At 70.5% G+C, this 18,051-nt stretch carries 18 protein-coding genes; 4 read left to right on the top strand and 14 right to left on the bottom strand.

The features are described from left to right. Positions 1-139 precede the first annotated feature (139 nt). Positions 140-1,354 carry a tryptophan synthase subunit beta gene (trpB, locus tag PSEJ35_RS0108840; protein ID WP_028917464.1) on the bottom strand — a complete coding sequence of 405 codons (1,215 nt, stop codon included), beginning with the start codon at positions 1,352-1,354 and terminating at the stop codon, positions 140-142. A 99-nt stretch (positions 1,355-1,453) separates the two neighbouring features. Between trpB and PSEJ35_RS0108835 the strand changes: the two genes are divergently transcribed. Continuing rightward, positions 1,454-2,341, top strand: coding sequence for a LysR family transcriptional regulator (locus tag PSEJ35_RS0108835; protein WP_028917463.1), 888 nt, complete (start codon positions 1,454-1,456; stop codon positions 2,339-2,341). A 42-nt stretch (positions 2,342-2,383) separates the two neighbouring features. On the opposite strand, the gene PSEJ35_RS0108830 is transcribed toward PSEJ35_RS0108835, so the two are convergent. The 6 genes from PSEJ35_RS0108830 to PSEJ35_RS0108810 all read right to left on the bottom strand — a co-directional run bounded on the left by PSEJ35_RS0108830 (position 2,384) and on the right by PSEJ35_RS0108810 (position 7,529). Then, the gene (locus PSEJ35_RS0108830) at positions 2,384-4,483 is read right to left on the bottom strand and encodes a peptidase domain-containing ABC transporter (protein ID WP_028917462.1); all 2,100 of its coding nucleotides are present in this window, start codon (positions 4,481-4,483) and stop codon (positions 2,384-2,386) included. Between the two features lie 60 nt (positions 4,484-4,543). Continuing rightward, positions 4,544-5,026, bottom strand: coding sequence for a hypothetical protein (locus tag PSEJ35_RS0108825; protein ID WP_156924778.1), 483 nt, complete (start codon positions 5,024-5,026; stop codon positions 4,544-4,546). Further along, positions 5,019-5,177, bottom strand: a complete 159-nt coding sequence (locus PSEJ35_RS17225; RefSeq protein ID WP_156924777.1) for a hypothetical protein — start codon at positions 5,175-5,177, stop codon at positions 5,019-5,021. Before PSEJ35_RS17225 ends, PSEJ35_RS0108825 begins: the two co-directional genes overlap by 8 nt. 72 nt (positions 5,178-5,249) lie before the next feature. After that, a complete protein-coding gene (locus PSEJ35_RS0108815) occupies positions 5,250-5,696 on the bottom strand; it encodes a hypothetical protein (protein ID WP_028917460.1) in 447 nt (148 codons plus the stop codon). Continuing rightward, positions 5,696-5,827 (bottom strand): hypothetical protein, encoded by a 132-nt coding sequence (locus tag PSEJ35_RS17760; protein WP_255326734.1) that lies wholly within the window; start codon positions 5,825-5,827, stop codon positions 5,696-5,698. The genes PSEJ35_RS0108815 and PSEJ35_RS17760 overlap by 1 nt, the downstream gene beginning before the upstream one ends. Before the next feature lie 457 nt (positions 5,828-6,284). Next, positions 6,285-7,529, bottom strand: coding sequence for an HlyD family efflux transporter periplasmic adaptor subunit (locus PSEJ35_RS0108810; RefSeq protein WP_037082870.1), 1,245 nt, complete (start codon positions 7,527-7,529; stop codon positions 6,285-6,287). 320 nt (positions 7,530-7,849) lie between these two features. Between PSEJ35_RS0108810 and PSEJ35_RS15865 the strand changes: the two genes are divergently transcribed. Then, on the top strand, positions 7,850-8,218 hold the full coding sequence (locus PSEJ35_RS15865) for a helix-turn-helix transcriptional regulator (RefSeq protein ID WP_232207619.1): 369 nt from the start codon (positions 7,850-7,852) through the stop codon (positions 8,216-8,218). 278 nt (positions 8,219-8,496) lie between these two features. Here PSEJ35_RS15865 and PSEJ35_RS0108800 read toward each other — a convergent pair whose 3' ends face one another. The 7 genes from PSEJ35_RS0108800 to prmB all read right to left on the bottom strand — a co-directional run bounded on the left by PSEJ35_RS0108800 (position 8,497) and on the right by prmB (position 16,374). Then, positions 8,497-9,150 (bottom strand): phosphoribosylanthranilate isomerase, encoded by a 654-nt coding sequence (locus PSEJ35_RS0108800; RefSeq protein WP_028917458.1) that lies wholly within the window; start codon positions 9,148-9,150, stop codon positions 8,497-8,499. Further along, positions 9,147-9,920, bottom strand: coding sequence for a tRNA pseudouridine(38-40) synthase TruA (truA, locus tag PSEJ35_RS0108795; RefSeq protein ID WP_028917457.1), 774 nt, complete (start codon positions 9,918-9,920; stop codon positions 9,147-9,149). Before truA ends, PSEJ35_RS0108800 begins: the two co-directional genes overlap by 4 nt. A 12-nt stretch (positions 9,921-9,932) precedes the next feature. Beyond that, complete coding sequence (locus tag PSEJ35_RS0108790) at positions 9,933-11,636, bottom strand: FimV/HubP family polar landmark protein (RefSeq protein WP_028917456.1); 1,704 nt, start codon at positions 11,634-11,636, stop codon at positions 9,933-9,935. A gap of 100 nt (positions 11,637-11,736) precedes the next feature. Beyond that, positions 11,737-12,762, bottom strand: coding sequence for an aspartate-semialdehyde dehydrogenase (locus tag PSEJ35_RS0108785; protein ID WP_028917455.1), 1,026 nt, complete (start codon positions 12,760-12,762; stop codon positions 11,737-11,739). A gap of 129 nt (positions 12,763-12,891) precedes the next feature. Beyond that, positions 12,892-13,968, bottom strand: coding sequence for a D-glycerate dehydrogenase (locus tag PSEJ35_RS0108780; protein WP_028917454.1), 1,077 nt, complete (start codon positions 13,966-13,968; stop codon positions 12,892-12,894). Between the two features lie 10 nt (positions 13,969-13,978). Beyond that, positions 13,979-15,103, bottom strand: coding sequence for a chorismate synthase (aroC, locus tag PSEJ35_RS0108775; RefSeq protein ID WP_028917453.1), 1,125 nt, complete (start codon positions 15,101-15,103; stop codon positions 13,979-13,981). A 341-nt stretch (positions 15,104-15,444) separates the two neighbouring features. Continuing rightward, complete coding sequence (prmB, locus tag PSEJ35_RS0108770; protein WP_028917452.1) at positions 15,445-16,374, bottom strand: 50S ribosomal protein L3 N(5)-glutamine methyltransferase; 930 nt, start codon at positions 16,372-16,374, stop codon at positions 15,445-15,447. Between the two features lie 124 nt (positions 16,375-16,498). Between prmB and PSEJ35_RS0108765 the strand changes: the two genes are divergently transcribed. Both PSEJ35_RS0108765 and asd read left to right on the top strand, forming a co-directional pair. Further along, positions 16,499-17,152: an SCO family protein gene (locus PSEJ35_RS0108765; protein ID WP_028917451.1), complete on the top strand. Its 654-nt coding sequence runs from the start codon at positions 16,499-16,501 to the stop codon at positions 17,150-17,152. Beyond that, the gene (gene asd, locus PSEJ35_RS0108760) at positions 17,149-17,997 is read left to right on the top strand and encodes an archaetidylserine decarboxylase (RefSeq protein WP_028917450.1); all 849 of its coding nucleotides are present in this window, start codon (positions 17,149-17,151) and stop codon (positions 17,995-17,997) included. The genes PSEJ35_RS0108765 and asd overlap by 4 nt, the downstream gene beginning before the upstream one ends. The last annotated feature ends 54 nt before the right edge of the window (positions 17,998-18,051 follow it).

The raw sequence follows: 18,051 nt of genomic DNA, 5'->3' as shown, positions 1-18,051 counted from the left end.
AAGGAGGAAGCCGGGGCGCTGCCGACGCACGACCATCGCGGGCGCACCGCACCAGCGTGGGCGCCGGCGGCCATGCGTGCGCGCCGGCCGGCGCGGACCGCCGCCTCGCTGGCAACCACGCGCGCCACGGCACCGCGCATCACAGGGCGATGCCCTCGCGCGCGGCAATGGTGTGCACGTCCTTGTCGCCGCGGCCGGAGAGGTTGCACAGCACCAGCCTGTCCTTCGGCAGTTCGCGCGCCAGCTTGATCGCCTGGGCGACGGCATGGCTGGATTCCAGCGCCGGCAGGATGCCTTCGGTGCGGGTGAGCCGGTGGAAGGCCTCCAGCGCTTCCTCGTCGGTGACGCCGACGTACTCGGCGCGGCCGCTGTCCTTGAGGAAGGCGTGCTCCGGGCCGACGCCCGGGTAGTCCAGGCCGGCGGAGATCGAATGCGTCTCGATGATCTGCCCGTCGTCGTCGCAGATCACGTAGGTGCGGTTGCCGTGCAGCACGCCGACGCGGCCGGCGGCCAGCGACGAGGCATGGCGCCCGGTCTCGATGCCGTCGCCGGCCGCCTCGGCGCCGACGATGCGTACCGAGGCATCGTTGAGGAAGGCATGGAACAGGCCGATCGCATTGCTGCCGCCGCCGACGCAGGCGGTGATCGCATCCGGCAGGCGGCCGTAGTCGGCCAGCATCTGCGCCCTCGCCTCGCGTCCGACCACCGCGTTGAAGTCGCGCACCATGCGTGGATACGGGTCCGGGCCGGCGACGGTACCGATGATGTAGAAGGTGTCCTGGACGTTGGTCACCCAGTCGCGCATCGCCTCGTTGAGCGCGTCCTTGAGCGTGGCCGAGCCGCTGGTTACCGGCACGACCGTCGCACCGAGCAGCTTCATCCGGTAGACGTTGATCTTCTGCCGCTCGATGTCGGTGGCGCCCATGTAGACCACGCACTCCAGACCCAGGCGGGTGGCCACGGTGGCGCTGGCCACGCCGTGCTGGCCGGCGCCGGTCTCGGCGATGATCCGCTTCTTGCCCATCCGCGCGGCCAGCAGCGCCTGGCCGATGGTGTTGTTGATCTTGTGCGCGCCGGTGTGGTTCAGGTCCTCGCGCTTGAGCAGGATCTGCGCGCCGCCGACTTCGCGGCTCAGCCGCTCGGCGTGGTAGATCGGGCTGGGCCGGCCGACGTAATGCTTGAGGTCCTTCTCGAAGGCGGCGATGAAGGCCGGATCGACCCTGGCGGCGTCGTAGGCCGCGGCCAGCTCCTGCAGCGGCCCGATCAGGGTCTCGGCGACGAAGCGGCCGCCGTGACGGCCGAAGTGGCCCTGGGCGTCGGGGTAGGCATGGAAGTCCTGGACGGTGGCGGTCATGGCAGGCGTCGGTGAGCGGGCGATGCCTCAGCCTAACGCACAGGTCAGCCCCGGATAAATCGACAAATTCGAACAGACATGTGAGATAAACTCACACCCATGTCACGCCCGCTGCCCCCGCTCAATGCCTTGCGGGCCTTCGAGGCCGCCGCCCGCCTGGGCAGCGTCAGCCGCGCCGCCGGGGAACTGCACGTGACCCACGGCGCCGTCAGCCGGCAGATCCGCAGCCTCGAGGAGGCACTGGGCGCGCCGCTGTTCCTGCGCGACGGTCGTGGCCTGGCGCTGACTCCCAGCGGCCTGCGCCTGCGCGACGCCGCCGGCGACGCCTTCAACGCCCTGCAGGCGGCCTGGACCAGCCTGCAGCGCGGACAGCGCCCGGCCGCGCTGGTGCTGGGCTGCCCGGGCAGCCTGCTGGCGCGCTGGGTGATCCCGCGTCTGGAGCGCCTGGGTGCCGACCTGCCCGGGCTGAAGCTGCACCTGTCGGCGCAGGAGTCCGGATTCGACGCCCTGCTGTCGGGGCTGGATGCGGCCCTGCTGCTGGGCGAGGCACCCTGGCCGCCGGAATGGGACGTGCAGCGGCTCGCCCCGGAGCGGATCGGGCCGGTGCTGAGCCCGCGCCATACCCGCTTCGAGACCCTGCGCGACGTGGCCCCGGAGGCCCTGCTGGACGAACCGCTGCTGCACACCACTTCCCGCCCGCAGGCGTGGCCGCGCTGGTTCGAGGCGCAGGGACTGGACGGCAGCCGCTGGCGCGCCGGCACCGGCTTCGACCACCTCACCTACCTGCTGGAAGCCGCGGCCGCCGGGCTGGGCGTGGCGATTGCGCCGCAGGAACTCGTGCAGGCCGACCTGGAAAGCGGGCGCCTGGTCGCACCATGGGGTTTCATCGACACCGGCGGGCACTGGGCGCTGTGCACCCGCCGGGGCGAAGAAGGACCGCGGGTGACTGCGCTGGGTGGATGGCTCCAGCGTGAGCTGCGGAGTTGATCCGTCGGCACTGACGAACCCGGACGCCGGCCGGACGGCACCTCAGGCCAGCACCACCCGGGCTTCGGCGCGCACGCGATCGCTTGCGGCTTCGCATATGCGCCCTCCATCCAGCACCAGCACCCTGTCGGCACTGGCGATGGTTTCCGGGCGATGGGCCACGATCACCTTGGTCAGCCTCAGCGCCTTCACCGCCTCGTTCACCAGGCGCTCGTTGGCCACGTCCAGGTGGCTGGTGGCCTCGTCGAGGAACAGCAGCCTCGGCTGGCGGTACAGCGCGCGTGCCAGGATCAGCCGCTGTTTCTGCCCGCCGGAGAGCGAACTCCCCATGTCGCCGATCAGGCCGTGGTAGCCCATAGGCATGGCCGCGATCTCGTCGTGGATGGCTGCCATCCGTGCCGCCGCCTCGACCCGCGCAAGGTCGTAGCGGGGATCGAAGAAGCTGATGTTGTCGGCGATGCTGCCGGCGAACAGCTGGTCATCCTGCATTACCGCACCGACGATCGGGCGCACGTTGCGCGCACCGACCTTCGCAAGGTCGTAACCGCCGATGCAGATGCGTCCCTCCGTGGGCTTGAGCAGGCCCAGCAGCAGCTTGACCAGGGTGGTCTTGCCGCAACCGGAGGCGCCGACGATCGCGACCGATTCACCGGGGTCGATGGTGAAGCTGCAATCCCTCAGCACCCACGGTTCGCCTTCGCCGTAACGGAAAGACAGGCCCTCGACCTCGATGCGCGTGTCCGGCGGAGGCGGCAGCTCCGCCTCGACGCCGTCGTCTTCCGGCGCGGTCAGCACGATGTCCGCCAGGCGCTCGCCATGCAGGCGCAGCATGCGGAACTCGATCCAGTGGTCGACCAGCGCCGCCATCCGCGAGGCGAACTGGTCCTTGTAGGCCAGGTAGGCGATCAGCATGCCGACCGAGAACACGTTCTGCAGGGCCAGCACCGCGCCGATCCAGATGACCGCGATCCGCTCGGCGCCGAACACCAGCTGGCTGGCGCCACTGAAGCCCAGGCCCATACGTGCCAGCCGCACCTCGTGGTTGACCGTCTCCACCATCAGGTTCTCGTAGGTGGCGCGCCTTTGCGGCGCCTCGCCGGCGACCTTGAGGCTCTGCATGCCGCGCAACGACTCCAGCAGGTGGGTCTGCTGGCGGGCCGCCGCCACCAGCTGCTGCTCGGTCCGGTCGCGCACAGGACGGTAGGCGATCGCGCGGATGCCCATGTACAGCGCCACCGCCAGCAGGGTCACCAGCGCCAGCTTCCAGCTGTACACCAGCATCAGCACCAGGGTCACCAGCGCCATCAGGCCGTCGATGATCGCCTCGACGAAACTGGTGGTCAGCGTGCGCTGGATCGCCTGCACCGATCCCATGCGCGAGGTGATGTCACCCAAGTGGCGCTTCTCGAAGAAGTCCAGTGGCAGCCGCAGCGCGTGGGCGAAGACATTGCCCATCCATTGCAGGCCCAGCCGCGACGACAGGTACACGACCGACCAGCCGCGCAGCACACCGACGCCGATCTGCAGCAGCAGGGCGAGACCGAAGCCCAGGCCCAGCACGGTCAGCAGGTCGCGGTCCGCGGACACCAGCACCTGGTCCACGACCCACTGCATGAAGAAGGGCGACAGCACCACGAAGACCTGCAGGGCGACCGACAGCGCGAGGATCTGCGCCAGTGCGCCCCACAGGCCGCGCACGGGCCCGGTCAGCTGCCGCGCCGTGATCGCAGGCTTCGGCTTCAGTGGCCGGAATCCGGCCGCCGGCCCGAGCTCCAGCGCGATCCCGGTGAAATGGTCCGACACCTCGCCCAGGCGCATCCGCCGCTCGCCGAACGCAGGGTCAAGGATGGTCGCGGTCCTGCGATCCACCCGGGCAAGGACCACGAAGTGGTTGAGGTCCCAGTGCAGGATGCACGGCAGGCGCAGCCTGGACAGGTCCTCCATGTCCAGACGCAGTGGCCGGGTCGAGAAACCCAGCGCCTGCGCCATGCGTATCAGCTGGTCCAGGCGCGCGCCCTTGAGCGAAAGCGGGAATCGGTGCCGCAGCTCGGCAATCCCCAGGTGCAGACCATGCGCACCGGCGACGATGGCCAGTGCGGCCAGCCCGCACTCGGCGGCCTCGCTCTGGATGACCGGCTTCAACGATCCCGTACCCACCTGCCTCGCCTCCTTGCGAATACAAGCTCCCGGTGCGTCCTGCGGCTACTCCTCTGCCGCCAACGGGTGCGGTTCCCCTCCCCCTGCCGCCGGTAACACTTCGCCCACCGATACCTTGGCCTTGATGCATTTCATCGTTCTTGCATTCCCGTAGCGGACAGTCCCGGTCTTCTCCTCGACGACGTACGCTCGCATCCGGATCACCTCGCCGGGAACCGCCGGAAAACGGACAGCGAAGATCCCGTCCTCGCCTGACTGGACCCGCATGAACGGCATACCGGGACTGCCCTTGCGATACAGGGCGGCCGAGGCATGGGGAACCAGCCTGAAGACCCCGTCATTGCCGCGGCGCCTCACGCCGGAGACGACCTCGCAGTTCGCATCATCGATCATGCGCGCCGCAGGAAATCCCGCCGGATCGACAGCCCGCGAGTATGTGGGCAGCTGCACAGGCACTGCTGCCTGTGCAGCGTGAATTCCCACCAGAAACAGCAGGCTGGTCCAGCCTGGCCGCTGTGCGTCAACCATGCCGCGGGCCGTTACGCCGGACCTGATCCTCGAGCAGATCGACCAGTTGCGGCAGCTGCCTCTCGACCTCTTCGTAATCGTGCTCCGGAAAGTCGCCAGGTTCGTACCCACCGGCCACGAGCTCCATGTCGGCAACATCGACGATGCGCATGGTGTCCTCCTTGATCTACGACACATTCCCTGTGTCCATGGGTCGCCAGTCCGTCTGGCAATCCTTTCCGACTCAAATACCGCTGCCGCCATCGGCTGATTGTGGCAAGCCAACCTCGGCTCGCCCCTCTACGCACTTCGCGACGGTGGCCTTGCCATAGATGTATCGCCTTGAACGACGGTCAACCACGTAGGCCCTCGCCAGGGTGACTTCGCCAGGACTGGCTGGAAACCTTGCCACATAGACCCCATCCGCACGCGTCGCGACCCGCATGAATGGTCGCTGGGGACTATCCAGGCGGAACAGCGCACCTTTCTTACCTTCTCCTGCCAGGCTCCCGTCCGCGAGAAGATGACCCTCGACCCGCTCGCAAGTCTCATCGTCCACCATGTAGGCGATGGGCTCGTACGCGAGGCGTCTGGCGTCCTCAGCAGGATAGAAGGGCGGCGCATCCACATCCTCCTGCGCCGGAACCTGCGCAGGAAGGAGCAGAAGCGCGACAGGGATCATGAAGCGCATCACTTCTCCCGACGATAAGGATCCTTTTCCTGCCATTCGAGTAAACGCAGCAACTGGTTCCATACCGCCTCATTGAATACGGGTGGAGATTCCTCCTGGTACCCACCACAGACAGCTTCGGCTTCGATCATGTCAATGTTCCGCATCATTCTCTCCTTGGTCTTGAACCATTCTTCCCTCACGGGGCTTCTTCCCGTCGGCGAGTTCCCGAAGCTCGCCGCAGCTCGTTTTCACGGTCACGGTAGCGCTGTGTCGAGCGCCACCTCCAGCCCCAACCGAGCCCTCCCCGGTGCTGACCGAGATCTCGATCCTGGTGCTGTCCGGAAGATTGTTCGAGTTGCAGAACTCCAGGGCTCGCCCTGCGGAAGGACTGATTGCAGAGCCGCCAGCGAATCCCGCAAGCAGAACGATGGCCACGGCTTTCATCTGTGCCTCCTAGGGGTGGACAGGCGTCTTGTCCCGGTAAAGTCAGTGCCCGTCATCATGCAGGACCATTCCATTCCAAGTGTGTCCATCACTCTTCTCCTCTTCGTTGCGGCGCTTCCTGCGCCATGACCGGGACTACATCGGGGATTCCATTCCTCCGGCTCAGCCGACACCCTTGAGCGAGTACAGCGGCTCCAGCAGCCATTCGACCAGCCGCCGCTGCTCGCCCAGAATGTCGGCGTCCAGCAGCATTCCCGGCCGCAGCGGCTCTTCCCTGCCGTAGGCGACCACGGCCTGCCGGGCCAGGGCCACGGTGACGCGGTAGGACGGCTCGGCCGCCTGCGCGTCGCCCAGTTCGCCCGGCCCCAGCGCGCTGCGACTGATGCGTTCGACCCGCCCCTGCTGGTGGCCGAATTTCTGGTACGGGTATGCCTGGTAGCGCAGCATCACCCTGTCGCCAGGTTCGATGAAGCCGATTGCGCGGCTGGGTACCAGCAGTTCCGCCTCGAGAACGCCGTCGCCGGGCAGCACGGTGAGCAGCGGCTGCCCGGCCTGCACCGCCTGGCCGGGCTTGGCCAGCTGCGTGGTGACGATGCCGTCCACCGCGGCGGTCAGCACCAGTTCGCCGCGTGCGCGCGTTTCCACCTGTTCCTGTTCCAGCGCCGCCAGCTCGCGCGCGTAACCGGCGTTGGTGCTGCCGCGCTGCGCCGGCAGCTCGGCCAGGGCCTGTTCGAGCTGGGCGATCATCCGGCGGGTCGCCGTGGCCTGCCGTTCCAGCACCTGCATCTCGCCGAGCTGGGCCAGCGCCGCCGATTCCTGCTGCTTGATCTGCAGCAGGCTCACGTAACGCACGTCCTCCAGCTGGCGCAGGCGATCGAGGGTCTCGCGGGCGATGCGGACCTGCTCGCGGCGGGTGGCGATCTCCGCCTCGACCTGCGCCAGTTCGCGGCGCGCGGTGGCCAGCTGCGACCGCAACCCCGCCTCCTGCACGCGCAACTGCTGCAGTTGCGCGGAGCGGCCGGCGTCCAGGCCTTCCTGCCGGCGTTGCAGGCGCTCCTCCAGCGCCGCGAGCGTATCGCCGTTGCCAGGCGTGGCGCGCGGCACGGTGACGACCGCCAGGGGTTGCCCGGCGCGCACGCGGTCGCCTTCCTGCACTTCGACGCTGCCGACCACGCCGCGGGCCGGCGCCACGACGGTCGACAGCCCGCGCGTCGGCACCAGATGGCCGGTCACGGTCGAGCGACGGGTGTAGGTGCCCAGCACCAGGAAGAGGATTACCGCCGAGGCCGCGATGGCGGCGCCCAGCGTCAGCATCCACAGCCGCACCGGCTGCGCCAGCTGGATGCCGCCCAGCCAGCTGCTGCGGCGCGCGTCCAGTGCTTCCCTGCGGAAAAGCCCTTCGCTCATGCGGCACTCCTTTGCACGCATCCGGCGCGATCCTTCGCCCCGCTCCGCCCCGCCGCGCGGATCCGGCAGCGAGGGGCGACCGATCCTCCCGCCGCCCTGGCCTCGCGCGCAAGTCGGAAAACTGCCCGGCCGACGGCAGTTCCGCTTGCATGGCGGCGCACGCCTGCACTGCCGCTTCGGCCGGACCGAGCCTGCAAGCGGAACTGCACAGGAATCGCCAATATCGCTTGCACCCGGACCTCCGCTTGCGGGGCCCGGTTCGCCGGGACTAGGCTGGGCGGACTGCACGGACGAGCAGGCGGTGGCATATGGACCTTGCAATGCGGATCCGCATCGCGCGCCAGCGGGCGCGACTGTCGCAGGAAATGCTGGCCGCGCAACTGGGCGTGACCCGTGGCGCGGTGGCGAACTGGGAAAGCGCCGTCGGCGTGATGCCGGCAACGGCACGGCTGGAGCGCCTGGCCTGCGTGACCGGCGTGCGCTTCGAATGGCTGGCCACCGGCCGCGGCCCGCTGGCCTACGACGAATCCCCTGCCGCCGAACCGCCAGCCGATGCGGAGCTGGTCGACGATCCGCTCGAGCGCCGCCTGCTGCTGGCCTTCCGGACCGCCGGTCGCGAAACCCGGCGCATGCTGCTGGGCCTGGCCGAAGCGCAGCTGGCTTCTTCGCGCGTGCGCAGGAGCGGCTGAAGGCGGCAGCCCGATGGTGCACAACGGCCTCTCCGCCCCGGCGCGAAAGGGACAGCCCCTGTAGAGCCGGGCTTGCCCCGCTGCGTCTCACGTGGGCGGGGATATTGGGCGGGGGAGTCGGACGAGCCCGACTCTACGGGGCGTGCCGAGCCGTTCGTGCGCGCGGGTACATCAGGCGGAGGAGTCGGGCAAGCCCGACTCTACCGGGCGTGACGCGCTGTTCGTGCGCGCGGGCGCATCATGCGGGGGAGTCGGGCAAGCCCGACTCTACGAGGGCGCTAGTTGAAGCTGCAGTCCGCCCGCCGCACCTCGGCGACGAAGCGCCGCATCCTGTCGCCGTCCTTGATGCCGGGCGATAGCTCGATGCCGCTGGCCACGTCCACCGCCCACGGCTGGGTGGCGAGGATCGCGTCGTAGACGTTGTCGGCGGTGATGCCGCCGGCCAGCACGAACGGCCGGTGCAGCCCGGTCGGGAGCTTCTTCCAGTCGAAGGCGTGGCCGGTGCCGCCGGAGCCGCCGGTGCCGTGGCTGTCGAACAGGAAGCCGTCGGCATGCGGCCAGCGCTGCTGCAACGCGCGCGCATCCCAGGTCTCGCCACCGCCCATCGGCACCGCCTTGAGGAACGGTACGCGGAAGGTGCGGCAGAACGCATCCTCTTCCTCGCCATGGAACTGCAGCAGCGAGGGCCGCACCTGGCGCACCACGTCGCGCACTTCGGCGGCGGTGTTGTTGCGGAACAGGGCCACGCTGCTGACCATCGGCGCCAGCGCCGTGCGCAGCTGCCGGGCTTCGCCGGCGGTGATCCGCCGCGGGCTGCTTTCGGCGAACACGAAGCCGACCGCGTCCACGCCCAGCTCGCTGGCCAGGCGCACGTCGCCCGGACGGGTCATCCCGCAGAACTTGATCCGGGTGCGATAGAGGATGCGGCTCACAACGTCACCTCCGCGGGCAGGCCCCATTCGGACGGATACAGCGGACGCAGGAACACCAGTCCCTGCGGCGGCGCGGTGGGCCCGGCGAGGGTGCGGTCGCGCCCGGCCAGCAGCTCGGCGATCCACGATTCCGGCCGCGCGCCGGCGCCCACCTCCAGCAAGGAGCCCACGATATTCCGAACCATGTGATGGAGGAATGCATTGGCCTGCACCTCGATCTCCACCACCTCGCCGGCCCGTCGTACCAGGATCTCCTGCAGGTCGCGGCGGGCGTGCGGGGCCTGGCAGTGCACGGTGCGGAAGGCGCTGAAGTCGTTCTCGCCCAGCAGCGCCTGGGCGGCCCGGTGCATGGCCTCGGCATCCAGCGGCCGCCGTTCCCAGGCCATCAGCTGGCGGTACAGCGCCGGCCGCACCTGGCGGTTGACCAGGCGGTAGCGGTAGCGGCGCGCCCGTGCCGAGAAGCGGGCATTGAATTCCAGCGGTACCGGCACGCACCAGCGCACGCAGACCTGGGGTGGCAGCCGGCCGGTGACGCCCAGCGTCCACGCGCGCGGGTCGCGCAGCGCGGTGCTGTCGAAGTGGACCACCTGGCATTCGGCATGCACGCCGGCGTCGGTGCGGCCGGCGCAGGTCACGGTGATCTGCTGGTCGGCGACCGAGGACAGCGCCTGCTCCAGGGTGGCCTGCACGGTCGGCGGCCCGGACGGCCCCAGGCCCTGCCAACCCTGGAATCCGCCGCCGTCGTATTCGACGCCGAGCGCGTAACGCATGATCGTCCTGGCTCAGCCGATCTCGCGCAGCAGCTGGGCCGCTTCGTCGCGGGCGGAAGGATCGTGGCCGAGCGCGACCTCGTGCAGCAGGGTGCGCGCGGTTTCCACATCGCCCAGGTCCAGGTAGGCGATCGCCAGTTCCAGGCGCTCGCGGCCGGCCGGGGCCGGGTTGATCGGCATCACTTCGGCGGCCGGGTCGTCCACGTGCCAGGCCGGCAGTTCCTGCTCGGCGGTTGCGGCGGCGAACGCGTCCTCGTGGGCGTGGTGCGCCAGGTCGGGCGTGTCGGCGGCCAGCACCGGATCCTGCTGGGTCTGCGGCATCGCCGCGGCCAGGGCGGCGGCGTCGAAGCTGCCGTTGCGCTGCAGCGGGATCGGACTCGGCTTGGGCCGGCGCGCCAGCCACCAGGCGCCGATCACCACCAGCCCCAGCACCAGACCGCCCCACAGCCACGCCGGGCTGCCGCCGCCGGCGCCCTGGGCGCCGGCATCGTTGGTCTTCGCCAGCGCCTGCTGCGCGGCGGCCAGCTCGCTGTCCTTCAGCTCGATCAGCCTGGCCTGCTGCTGTTGCAGCTTCTCCAGCTCCTCGACGCGGCTGCGCAGCTCCTGCAGCTCGCTGTCGCGCGCAGCCAGGTCTTCCTGGGCCTGGCGCAGTTGTTCGTTTGCCAGCATGTCGCCCTCGCCACCGGCGCCAAGTCCGGATTCAGTCGCCTGGGTGCCCGCCGCCGCGACGGCCGGTGCGATTTCAAGCCGCGCGCCCTGCCCGGCCGCGGCCGGCGCCTGCGCCGCGGGCACAGCCTTCGCGGCCGCCGCATCCGCCGTGGCGGTGCCGGCGTCGGCCGGCTGCGGCACCGGCGTCGCCTGTCGCCACTGCGCGGTGTGTTCGCGCACCAGCGCGGTGGCTGCGGCCGCGTCCATTCCGAAGTCGTCGGCCCCGGGCATGCGCAGCACCGCGCCGCTGCGGACGCGGTGGATGTTGCCGCCGATGAAGGCCTCCGGGTTGGCGCGCAGCAGCGCCACCATGGCCTGGTCGAAGCTGTGGCCGCCGCGGTCCATCGCCGCGACGACATGGGAAAGCGTCTGACCGCGTTCGACCCGGGCCAGCACCTCGCCCGGCGCGGCGCTGGCGCGCGGGGTGCTGCGCGGCTGCGGCGCCGGTGCGGCCGCCGGCGCTGCCGGCTGTACCGGGGGCGCGGCAGGCGCCGCGGAGGCAGGAGCCTCCACCTGCGGGGCACGGACGATGGCAGTGGACGGCGCCGCCTGCGGCGCCTCGATCACCGGCGCCTCGATCGCCGCGGCGGTCTGCGGCGCGTTGACCAGCGCCGAGTATTCGCGCACCAGCCGGCCCTGGCCCCAGTCGACCTCCACCAGGAACCCCACCACCGGCACGTCCACCGCCCGCGTGCTGGTGACCCGGAGCACGGCCCGGCCCTGGGCGTCGGCGGCGATCTCGAACTGCAGGTCGCTGACCAGGCCGGTCGGCGGCTGCAGGCCGACGCGGGCGAAGGTCTCCGGCGAGGCCAGGCGCGCCCGCGCGTTCTCCAGCTCGCCCGGCTCGTTGGAAATGATCGGGATCTCGGCCAGCAGCGGCTGCCCGGGCGCCGACAGCACCCGGATCTGGCCCAGCCCCAGCGCCAGCGCATTGCCGGCCGGCAGCGCGAGCGCGAGCGCCAGCAGCCAATGCCACGGGCGCGTGGCGCCCTGTCCCCTCTTCTTCATGCGGCGCACTATAACGGACGCCCTGCGTTTGTAGCAGCCGGCGCGCGCCGCGGCGCAGCACCCGGCCAGGCCGTCGACCGGCCCGGCCGGGCGCCGACGGTCAGCCGCCGGCGGCGACCAGCTCGGCCAGCTGCACCGCGTTGAGCGCGGCGCCCTTGCGGATGTTGTCCGAGACGATCCACAGGTTGAGGCCGCGCGGGTGCGAGAAGTCCTCGCGGATGCGGCCCACGTAGACCGCGTCGTTGCCCGAGGCGTGGGTGACCGGGGTCGGGTAGCCGCCCGGCTTGCGCTCGTCCACCACCTCCACGCCCGGCGACTTCTCCAGCAGCGCGCGCGCCGCCTCGACGGTGACCTTCTTCTTCGTCTCGATCGCCACGGCCTCGGAGTGGCCGAAGAACACCGGCACGCGCACCGCGGTCGGGTTCACCTGGATGCTGTCGTCGCCGAGGATCTTGCGGGTCTCCCAGACCAGCTTCATCTCTTCCTTGGTGAAGCCGTTGTCCAGGAAGTCGTCGATGTGCGGGATCAGGTTGAAGGCGATCTGCACCGGGAAGCGCTGCGGATCGGCGTCCTGGAAGTTGAGCAGCGCGCCGGTCTGGCGGCCCAGTTCCTCCAGCGCCGAACGGCCGGCGCCGGACACCGACTGGTAGGTGGCGACGTTGATGCGCTCGATGCCGTACTCGCGGTGCAGCGGCGCCAGCGCCACCAGCATCTGCATGGTCGAGCAGTTGGGGTTGGCGATGATGCCGCGCGGGCGGTTCTTCGCCGCCTCCGGGTTGACCTCGCTGACCACGAGCGGGACGTCGTCGTCGTAGCGGAAGGCCGAGGAATTGTCGATCACCACCGCGCCGGCAGCGGCGAACTTCGGCGCGTATTCCTTGGAGACGCTGCCGCCGGCCGAGAACAGGGCGATGTCCACGCCGGCCGGGTCGAAGGTCGCCAGGTCCTGGACCTTGACCTTGCGGCCGGCGAACTCGACCTCGCCGCCGGCGGAGCGCTCGGAGGCCAGGGCGACGATCTCGCCGACGGGGAACTGGCGCTCGGCCAGGATGGCCAGCATGGTCTCGCCGACCGCGCCGGTGGCGCCGACGACGGCGACGGTGAAACGACGTTCTGTGGTGCTCATTTGAGATCCGTGATTCGTGATTGGGGATTCGTGATTCGGTGGAAGAGCGCGGCTGCGCGCGGGGCCGGGTTCGGGGAACCTCCTTCCGGGCGGCGCCTGCGATGTGCTGCGGGCGCGGATGGAGGTTCCCTATCGTTTGCCGGCCGCGGTTTTGCCGGTGCCGGCAATGGTGGTAATGCCGGTAATGCGATCGGCCGCGGTATTCGCGGTGCGCGTCTTCGTCGCGGTGACCGGATTGGCCGGATGGCCGGCGCGCGGGCCGAAGCCGAGCGCCGCCAGCAGGTTGTCCACGGCCAGCTGCACCATCGCCCGGCGCGTGGCCAGCGAGGCGCTGCCGATGTGCGGGGTCAGGACCACGTTGCGCAGCGCCAGCAGTTCCGGGCGCACGACGGGCTCGCCCTCGTAGACATCCAGGCCGGCGGCGGCGAGGCGGCCGTTGGCCAGCGCATCGGCCAGCGCCGGTTCGTCGACGAGCCCGCCGCGGGCGATGTTCACCAGGGTGGCGGTGGGCTTCATCTTCGCCAGGGCGGCCGCGTCGATGATGTGGTGGCTTGCCGCCGAGTACGGCAGCACCAGCAGTAGGTGGTCGGATTGGGCCAGCAAGGTGTCGAAGTCGACGTAGCTCGCGCCCACGCCCTGCTCCACCGCCTCGGGCAGGCGCGACCGGTTGTGGTACAGCACCCTCATGCCGAAGCCGTGGTGGCCGCGGCGGGCGATGGCCTGGCCGATCCGGCCCATGCCGAGGATGCCGAGGGTGCTGCCGTGGATGTCGGCGCCGAGCATGGTCGAGAACGACCACTGCTTCCACTGCCCTTCGCGCAGCCAGCGCTCGGATTCGGTGACGCGGCGCGCGGCCGCCATCAGCAGGGCGAAGCCGAGATCGGCCGTGGTCCCGGTGAGGACGTCGGGCGTGTTGGTGGCGATGACACCGGCCGCGTCCAGCGCGGGGATATCGAGGTTGTTGTAGCCGACGCCGACGTTGGCGATCGCGCGCAGCCTGGGCGCCTGCGCCAGTTCGGCGGCGCCGATGCGCTCGTTGAGGGTGATGAGGGCGCCATCGGCCTCGCGCAGCGCGGCGGCGATCGCGACCGGGTCGTGTTCGGTGACCTCCACGACGGCGTCCACCTCGCAATGGGCCGCCAGCTGGTCAACGATGTCGTCGAACAGCGGCTGCGAAACCCATACGCGGGGACGCGGGGCAGGCATGGCGCGGACCTCAGCTCCCCTGCCCTTCGCCGAGGGCGCCGGCGCCGGCGGGGATGCGCGGACCCACTTCGCCCACGTCGCCGCACTGCGCGCGGTGGCGCAGGGCCTGGTCCATCAGCACCAGCGCCACCATCGCCTCGGCAATGGGCGTGGCGCGGATGCCCACGCAGGGATCGTGGCGGCCGGTGGTGACGACCTCGACCGGGTTGCCATCGACATCGACGGTCGGGCCCGGCAGGCGCAGGCTGGAGGTCGGCTTGAGCGCGATCGACGCGACCACCTGCTGGCCGGTGGAAATGCCGCCGAGGATGCCGCCGGCATGGTTGCTGGCGAAGCCCTCCGGCGAGATCAGGTCGCGGTGCTGGGTGCCCTTCTGCGCGACCACGCCGAAGCCGTCGCCGATCTCCACGCCCTTGACCGCATTGATGCTCATCAGCGCCGCGGCCAGTTCGCCGTCGAGCTTGCCGTAGATCGGCTCGCCCCAGCCCGGCGGCACGCCGTCGGCGACCACGGTCACCCGCGCGCCGACCGAATCGCCGGACTTGCGCAGCGCATCCATGTACGCCTCCAGCTCCGGCACCTGCGGCGCGTGCGGCCAGAAGAACGGGTTCTCCTCCACCGCGCTCCAGTCGAAGCCCGCCGGCACCACCTCGCCGATCTGCGCCATGAAGCCGCGCACGGTCACGCCATGGCGCTGCTTCAGCCACTTCTTGGCGATCACCGCGGCGGCCACGCGCATGGTGGTTTCGCGCGCGGAACTGCGGCCGCCGCCGCGCGGATCGCGGATGCCGTACTTCCGCCAGTAGCTGTAGTCGGCGTGGCCGGGGCGGAACTGCGCGGCGATGTTCGCGTAGTCCTTGCTGCGCTGGTCGGTGTTGCGGATCAGCAGCGCGATCGGGGTGCCGGTGGTGCGGCCCTCGTAGACGCCGGAGAGGATCTCGACCTCGTCGGCCTCGCGCCGCGCGGAGGTGTGGCGCGACTTGCCGGTGGCGCGGCGCTGCAGGTCGTGGGCGAACTCCTCCGCGGCGATCTCCAGCCCCGGCGGACAGCCGTCGATGACGCAGCCGATGGCCGGACCATGCGATTCGCCGAAGGTGGTGACCGACAACAGCTTGCCGAAGGTGTTGCTGCTCAAGGCGCGCCCCGCGCGGGGTTCCGATGGGAGACGTGCAAGCATCGCATATCGGCGACGCCTGCTGCAGTGCAGCGGAACCGTTGCCGCAGTAACGGTATTGCGCCTGTTCTGCGTTTCCGACGCTGGCGGCACCGCAGACCCCGCCCCCCCCCCCCCCGAAAGCCGTCATCGCACGGGGGCATGGACCGCGTGGCATATGGAGGTGCCACGGATCCGCGCAGAGACAGGATGCCGTCCCAAGGGGCGGACCCGTACGGCGGCGGACTCCCGCCGCAGCCCGCGCCGTCAGGCTCTTGCGGTTGCTCCCGTTCCCGCCTGGGCGTCGATCGCGAACGGCCCGATCAGCCGCGCGCCGCGGCCAGCTCGGCGATGCGTGCGTTGTGCGCGATCAGCTCGCGGCACTCGACCGCGAAGATGCCCATCTGCCCGACCTTGAACTCGATCCAGGCCAGGTCCAGCTCCGGCAGCAGCTTGACCAGGTGGCGCTCGGACTCGCCCACCTCGCAGATCAGCAGGCCGTCCTGCGACAGGTGCAGCGGCGCGTCGCGCAGGATCTTCAGCACCAGGTCCAGGCCGTCGGGGCCGGCGCGCAGGCCCAGCTCCGGCTCGTACGAGTATTCCTTCGGCAGCGCGTCGGTCTCGTCGTCGGTGACGTACGGCGGATTGGTGACGATGAGCTCGTAGTGGCGGCCCTGCAGGCCGGCGAACAGGTCCGACTTGACCAGGGTGACGTTGTCCGCGTGCAGGCGCGCCCTGTTCTCCGCGGCCAGGGCCAGCGCGTCGTCGCTGATATCGACGCCGTCGACCTGCCAGTCCGGGTTGTAGTGGGCCATGGCGATGGCAATGCAGCCGGAACCGGTGCACAGGTCCAGCGCGTGGCGCACCTCGCGCCCGCCCAGCCACGGCTCGAAGCCGTTCTCGATCAGCTCGGCGATCGGCGAACGCGGCACCAGCGCACGGCGGTCGGACTTGAAGCTCAGCCCGGCGAACCAGGCCTCGCCGGTCAGGTAGGCCGCCGGCACGCGCTCGTCGATGCGGCGCTGGAACAGGCCCAGGATCTTCTGCTTCTCCGCCGTGGTCAGGCGCGACTGGCCATACACCGGGCTCAGGTCGTGCGGCAGGTGCAGCGCGTGCAGGACCAGCTGGGTGGCCTCGTCCATCGCGTTGTCGTAGCTGTGCCCGAAGGTCAGCCCGGCCTCGTTGAAGCGGCTGCCGCCGTAGCGGATCAGGTCGATGATGGTGTGCAGCTCGGCGGCCGAATCGGCAGTCATGGCGCGGCGCCGCGCGGGCGCAACCGGAAAGGGGCCGGGAATTATAGGCCAGGCGCCCGCCATTCACCGTCCCGCGCCCGCAGGGCCGGTATCATGTCCGGCCCGAACGACGCCGGACCTGCGCATGTTCAACCGCACCACCGCCTACATCCTGGCCGCCGCGCTCGCCGCGGGCCTGGGACTGCTGGCCGCCTTCCACCTGCTCGACCGCGACGCCGCCGCGCCCGCACCGGAGCTGCAGACCGTGACCCTGCTGCCGCAGCCGCGCCAGCTGCCGGCCTTCAACCTGCGCCAGTCCGACGGCACCCCGCTGGTCCCCGGCGAACTGGCCGGGCACTGGACCCTGGTGTTCCTCGGCTTCACCTTCTGCCCGGACGTGTGCCCGACCACCCTGGCCGAGCTGGCCCAGGCGCAGAAGCAGTGGGAGGCGCTGCCGGAATCGACCCGGCCGCGCGTGCTGTTCGTCTCCGTGGACCCGGAGCGCGACACGCCCGCCAAGGCCGGCGAGTACGCCCACGCGTTCCACCCGGACACCCTGGCGGCGACGGCCGACATCCCCGCGCTGGAGAAGTTCGCCACCTCGCTCGGCTTCGTGTTCATGAAGGTGCCCGGCAAGGGCTACGCCGCGAATCCTAACGACTACAGCGTCGACCACTCGGCCAACATCGCCCTGCTCGACCCGCAGGGCCGCCTGGCAGGGCTGATCCGCCCGCCGTTCCAGCCGCTGGCCATCGCCCGCGACCTGGAAGTGCTGAACCAGGTGGAGGCCGCGCCTTGAGCCTGATCACCGCGCTGACCTGGGCCCTGCCGCACCGCCTGCTGAGCTCCATCGCCCGGAGCGCCGCGTACTCGGAAAACCCGTGGCTGAAGCAGACGCTGATCGACACGGCGATCCGTCGCTTCAACGTCGACCTCGCTGAAGCCGCCGAGCCGGATCCGACCGCCTACCCCACCTTCAATGCGTTCTTCACCCGCGCGCTCAAGCCCGGCGCGCGCGTGCCCGACCCGGATCCGCGCGCGATCCTGATGCCGGCCGACGGCCACATCAGCCAGCTCGGTGCGATCGGCGAGGACGGCCGCATCTTCCAGGCCAAGGGCCACGGCTTCACCGCCGCCGAGCTGCTCGGCGATACCGAGGCGGCGCGGGTCTTCGCCGGTGGCAGCTTCGCCACCGTGTACCTGTCGCCGCGCGACTACCACCGCGTGCACATGCCGTGGACCGGCGTGCTGCGCGAGACCGTGCACGTCCCGGGCCGGCTGTTCAGCGTCGGCACCGCCGCGGTGCGCTCGGTGCCGCGCCTGTTCGCGCGCAACGAGCGGCTGGTCTGCCATTTCGACACCGACTTCGGGCCGATGGCCTCGGTGATGGTCGGCGCGCTGCTGGTCTCGGGCGTGGAAACGGTGTGGAGCGGCGTCGAGATCCCCGAGTACGGCGACGACATCACCCGCAAGGACTGGCGCGGCAAGGGCATCGTGCTGGAGCGCTTCGCCGAGATGGCGCGCTTCAACTACGGCTCCACGGTGATCGTGCTGCTGCCGCCGGGCGTGGCCGACCTGGCCCCGGGCCTGGCCGCCGAATCCCCGGTGAAGCTGGGCCAGGCCCTCGCCCACCTGCGCCGCTGACGCGCGCCTGCGCGCCGTCCGCGACCGCCCCGTAGAGCGGGGCTTGCCCCGCTG

The sequence above is a fragment of the Pseudoxanthomonas sp. J35 genome (genome assembly GCF_000513995.1).
Lineage (GTDB): Bacteria > Pseudomonadota > Gammaproteobacteria > Xanthomonadales > Xanthomonadaceae > Pseudoxanthomonas.
This window is presented reverse-complemented; position numbering and strand designations above follow the sequence as displayed.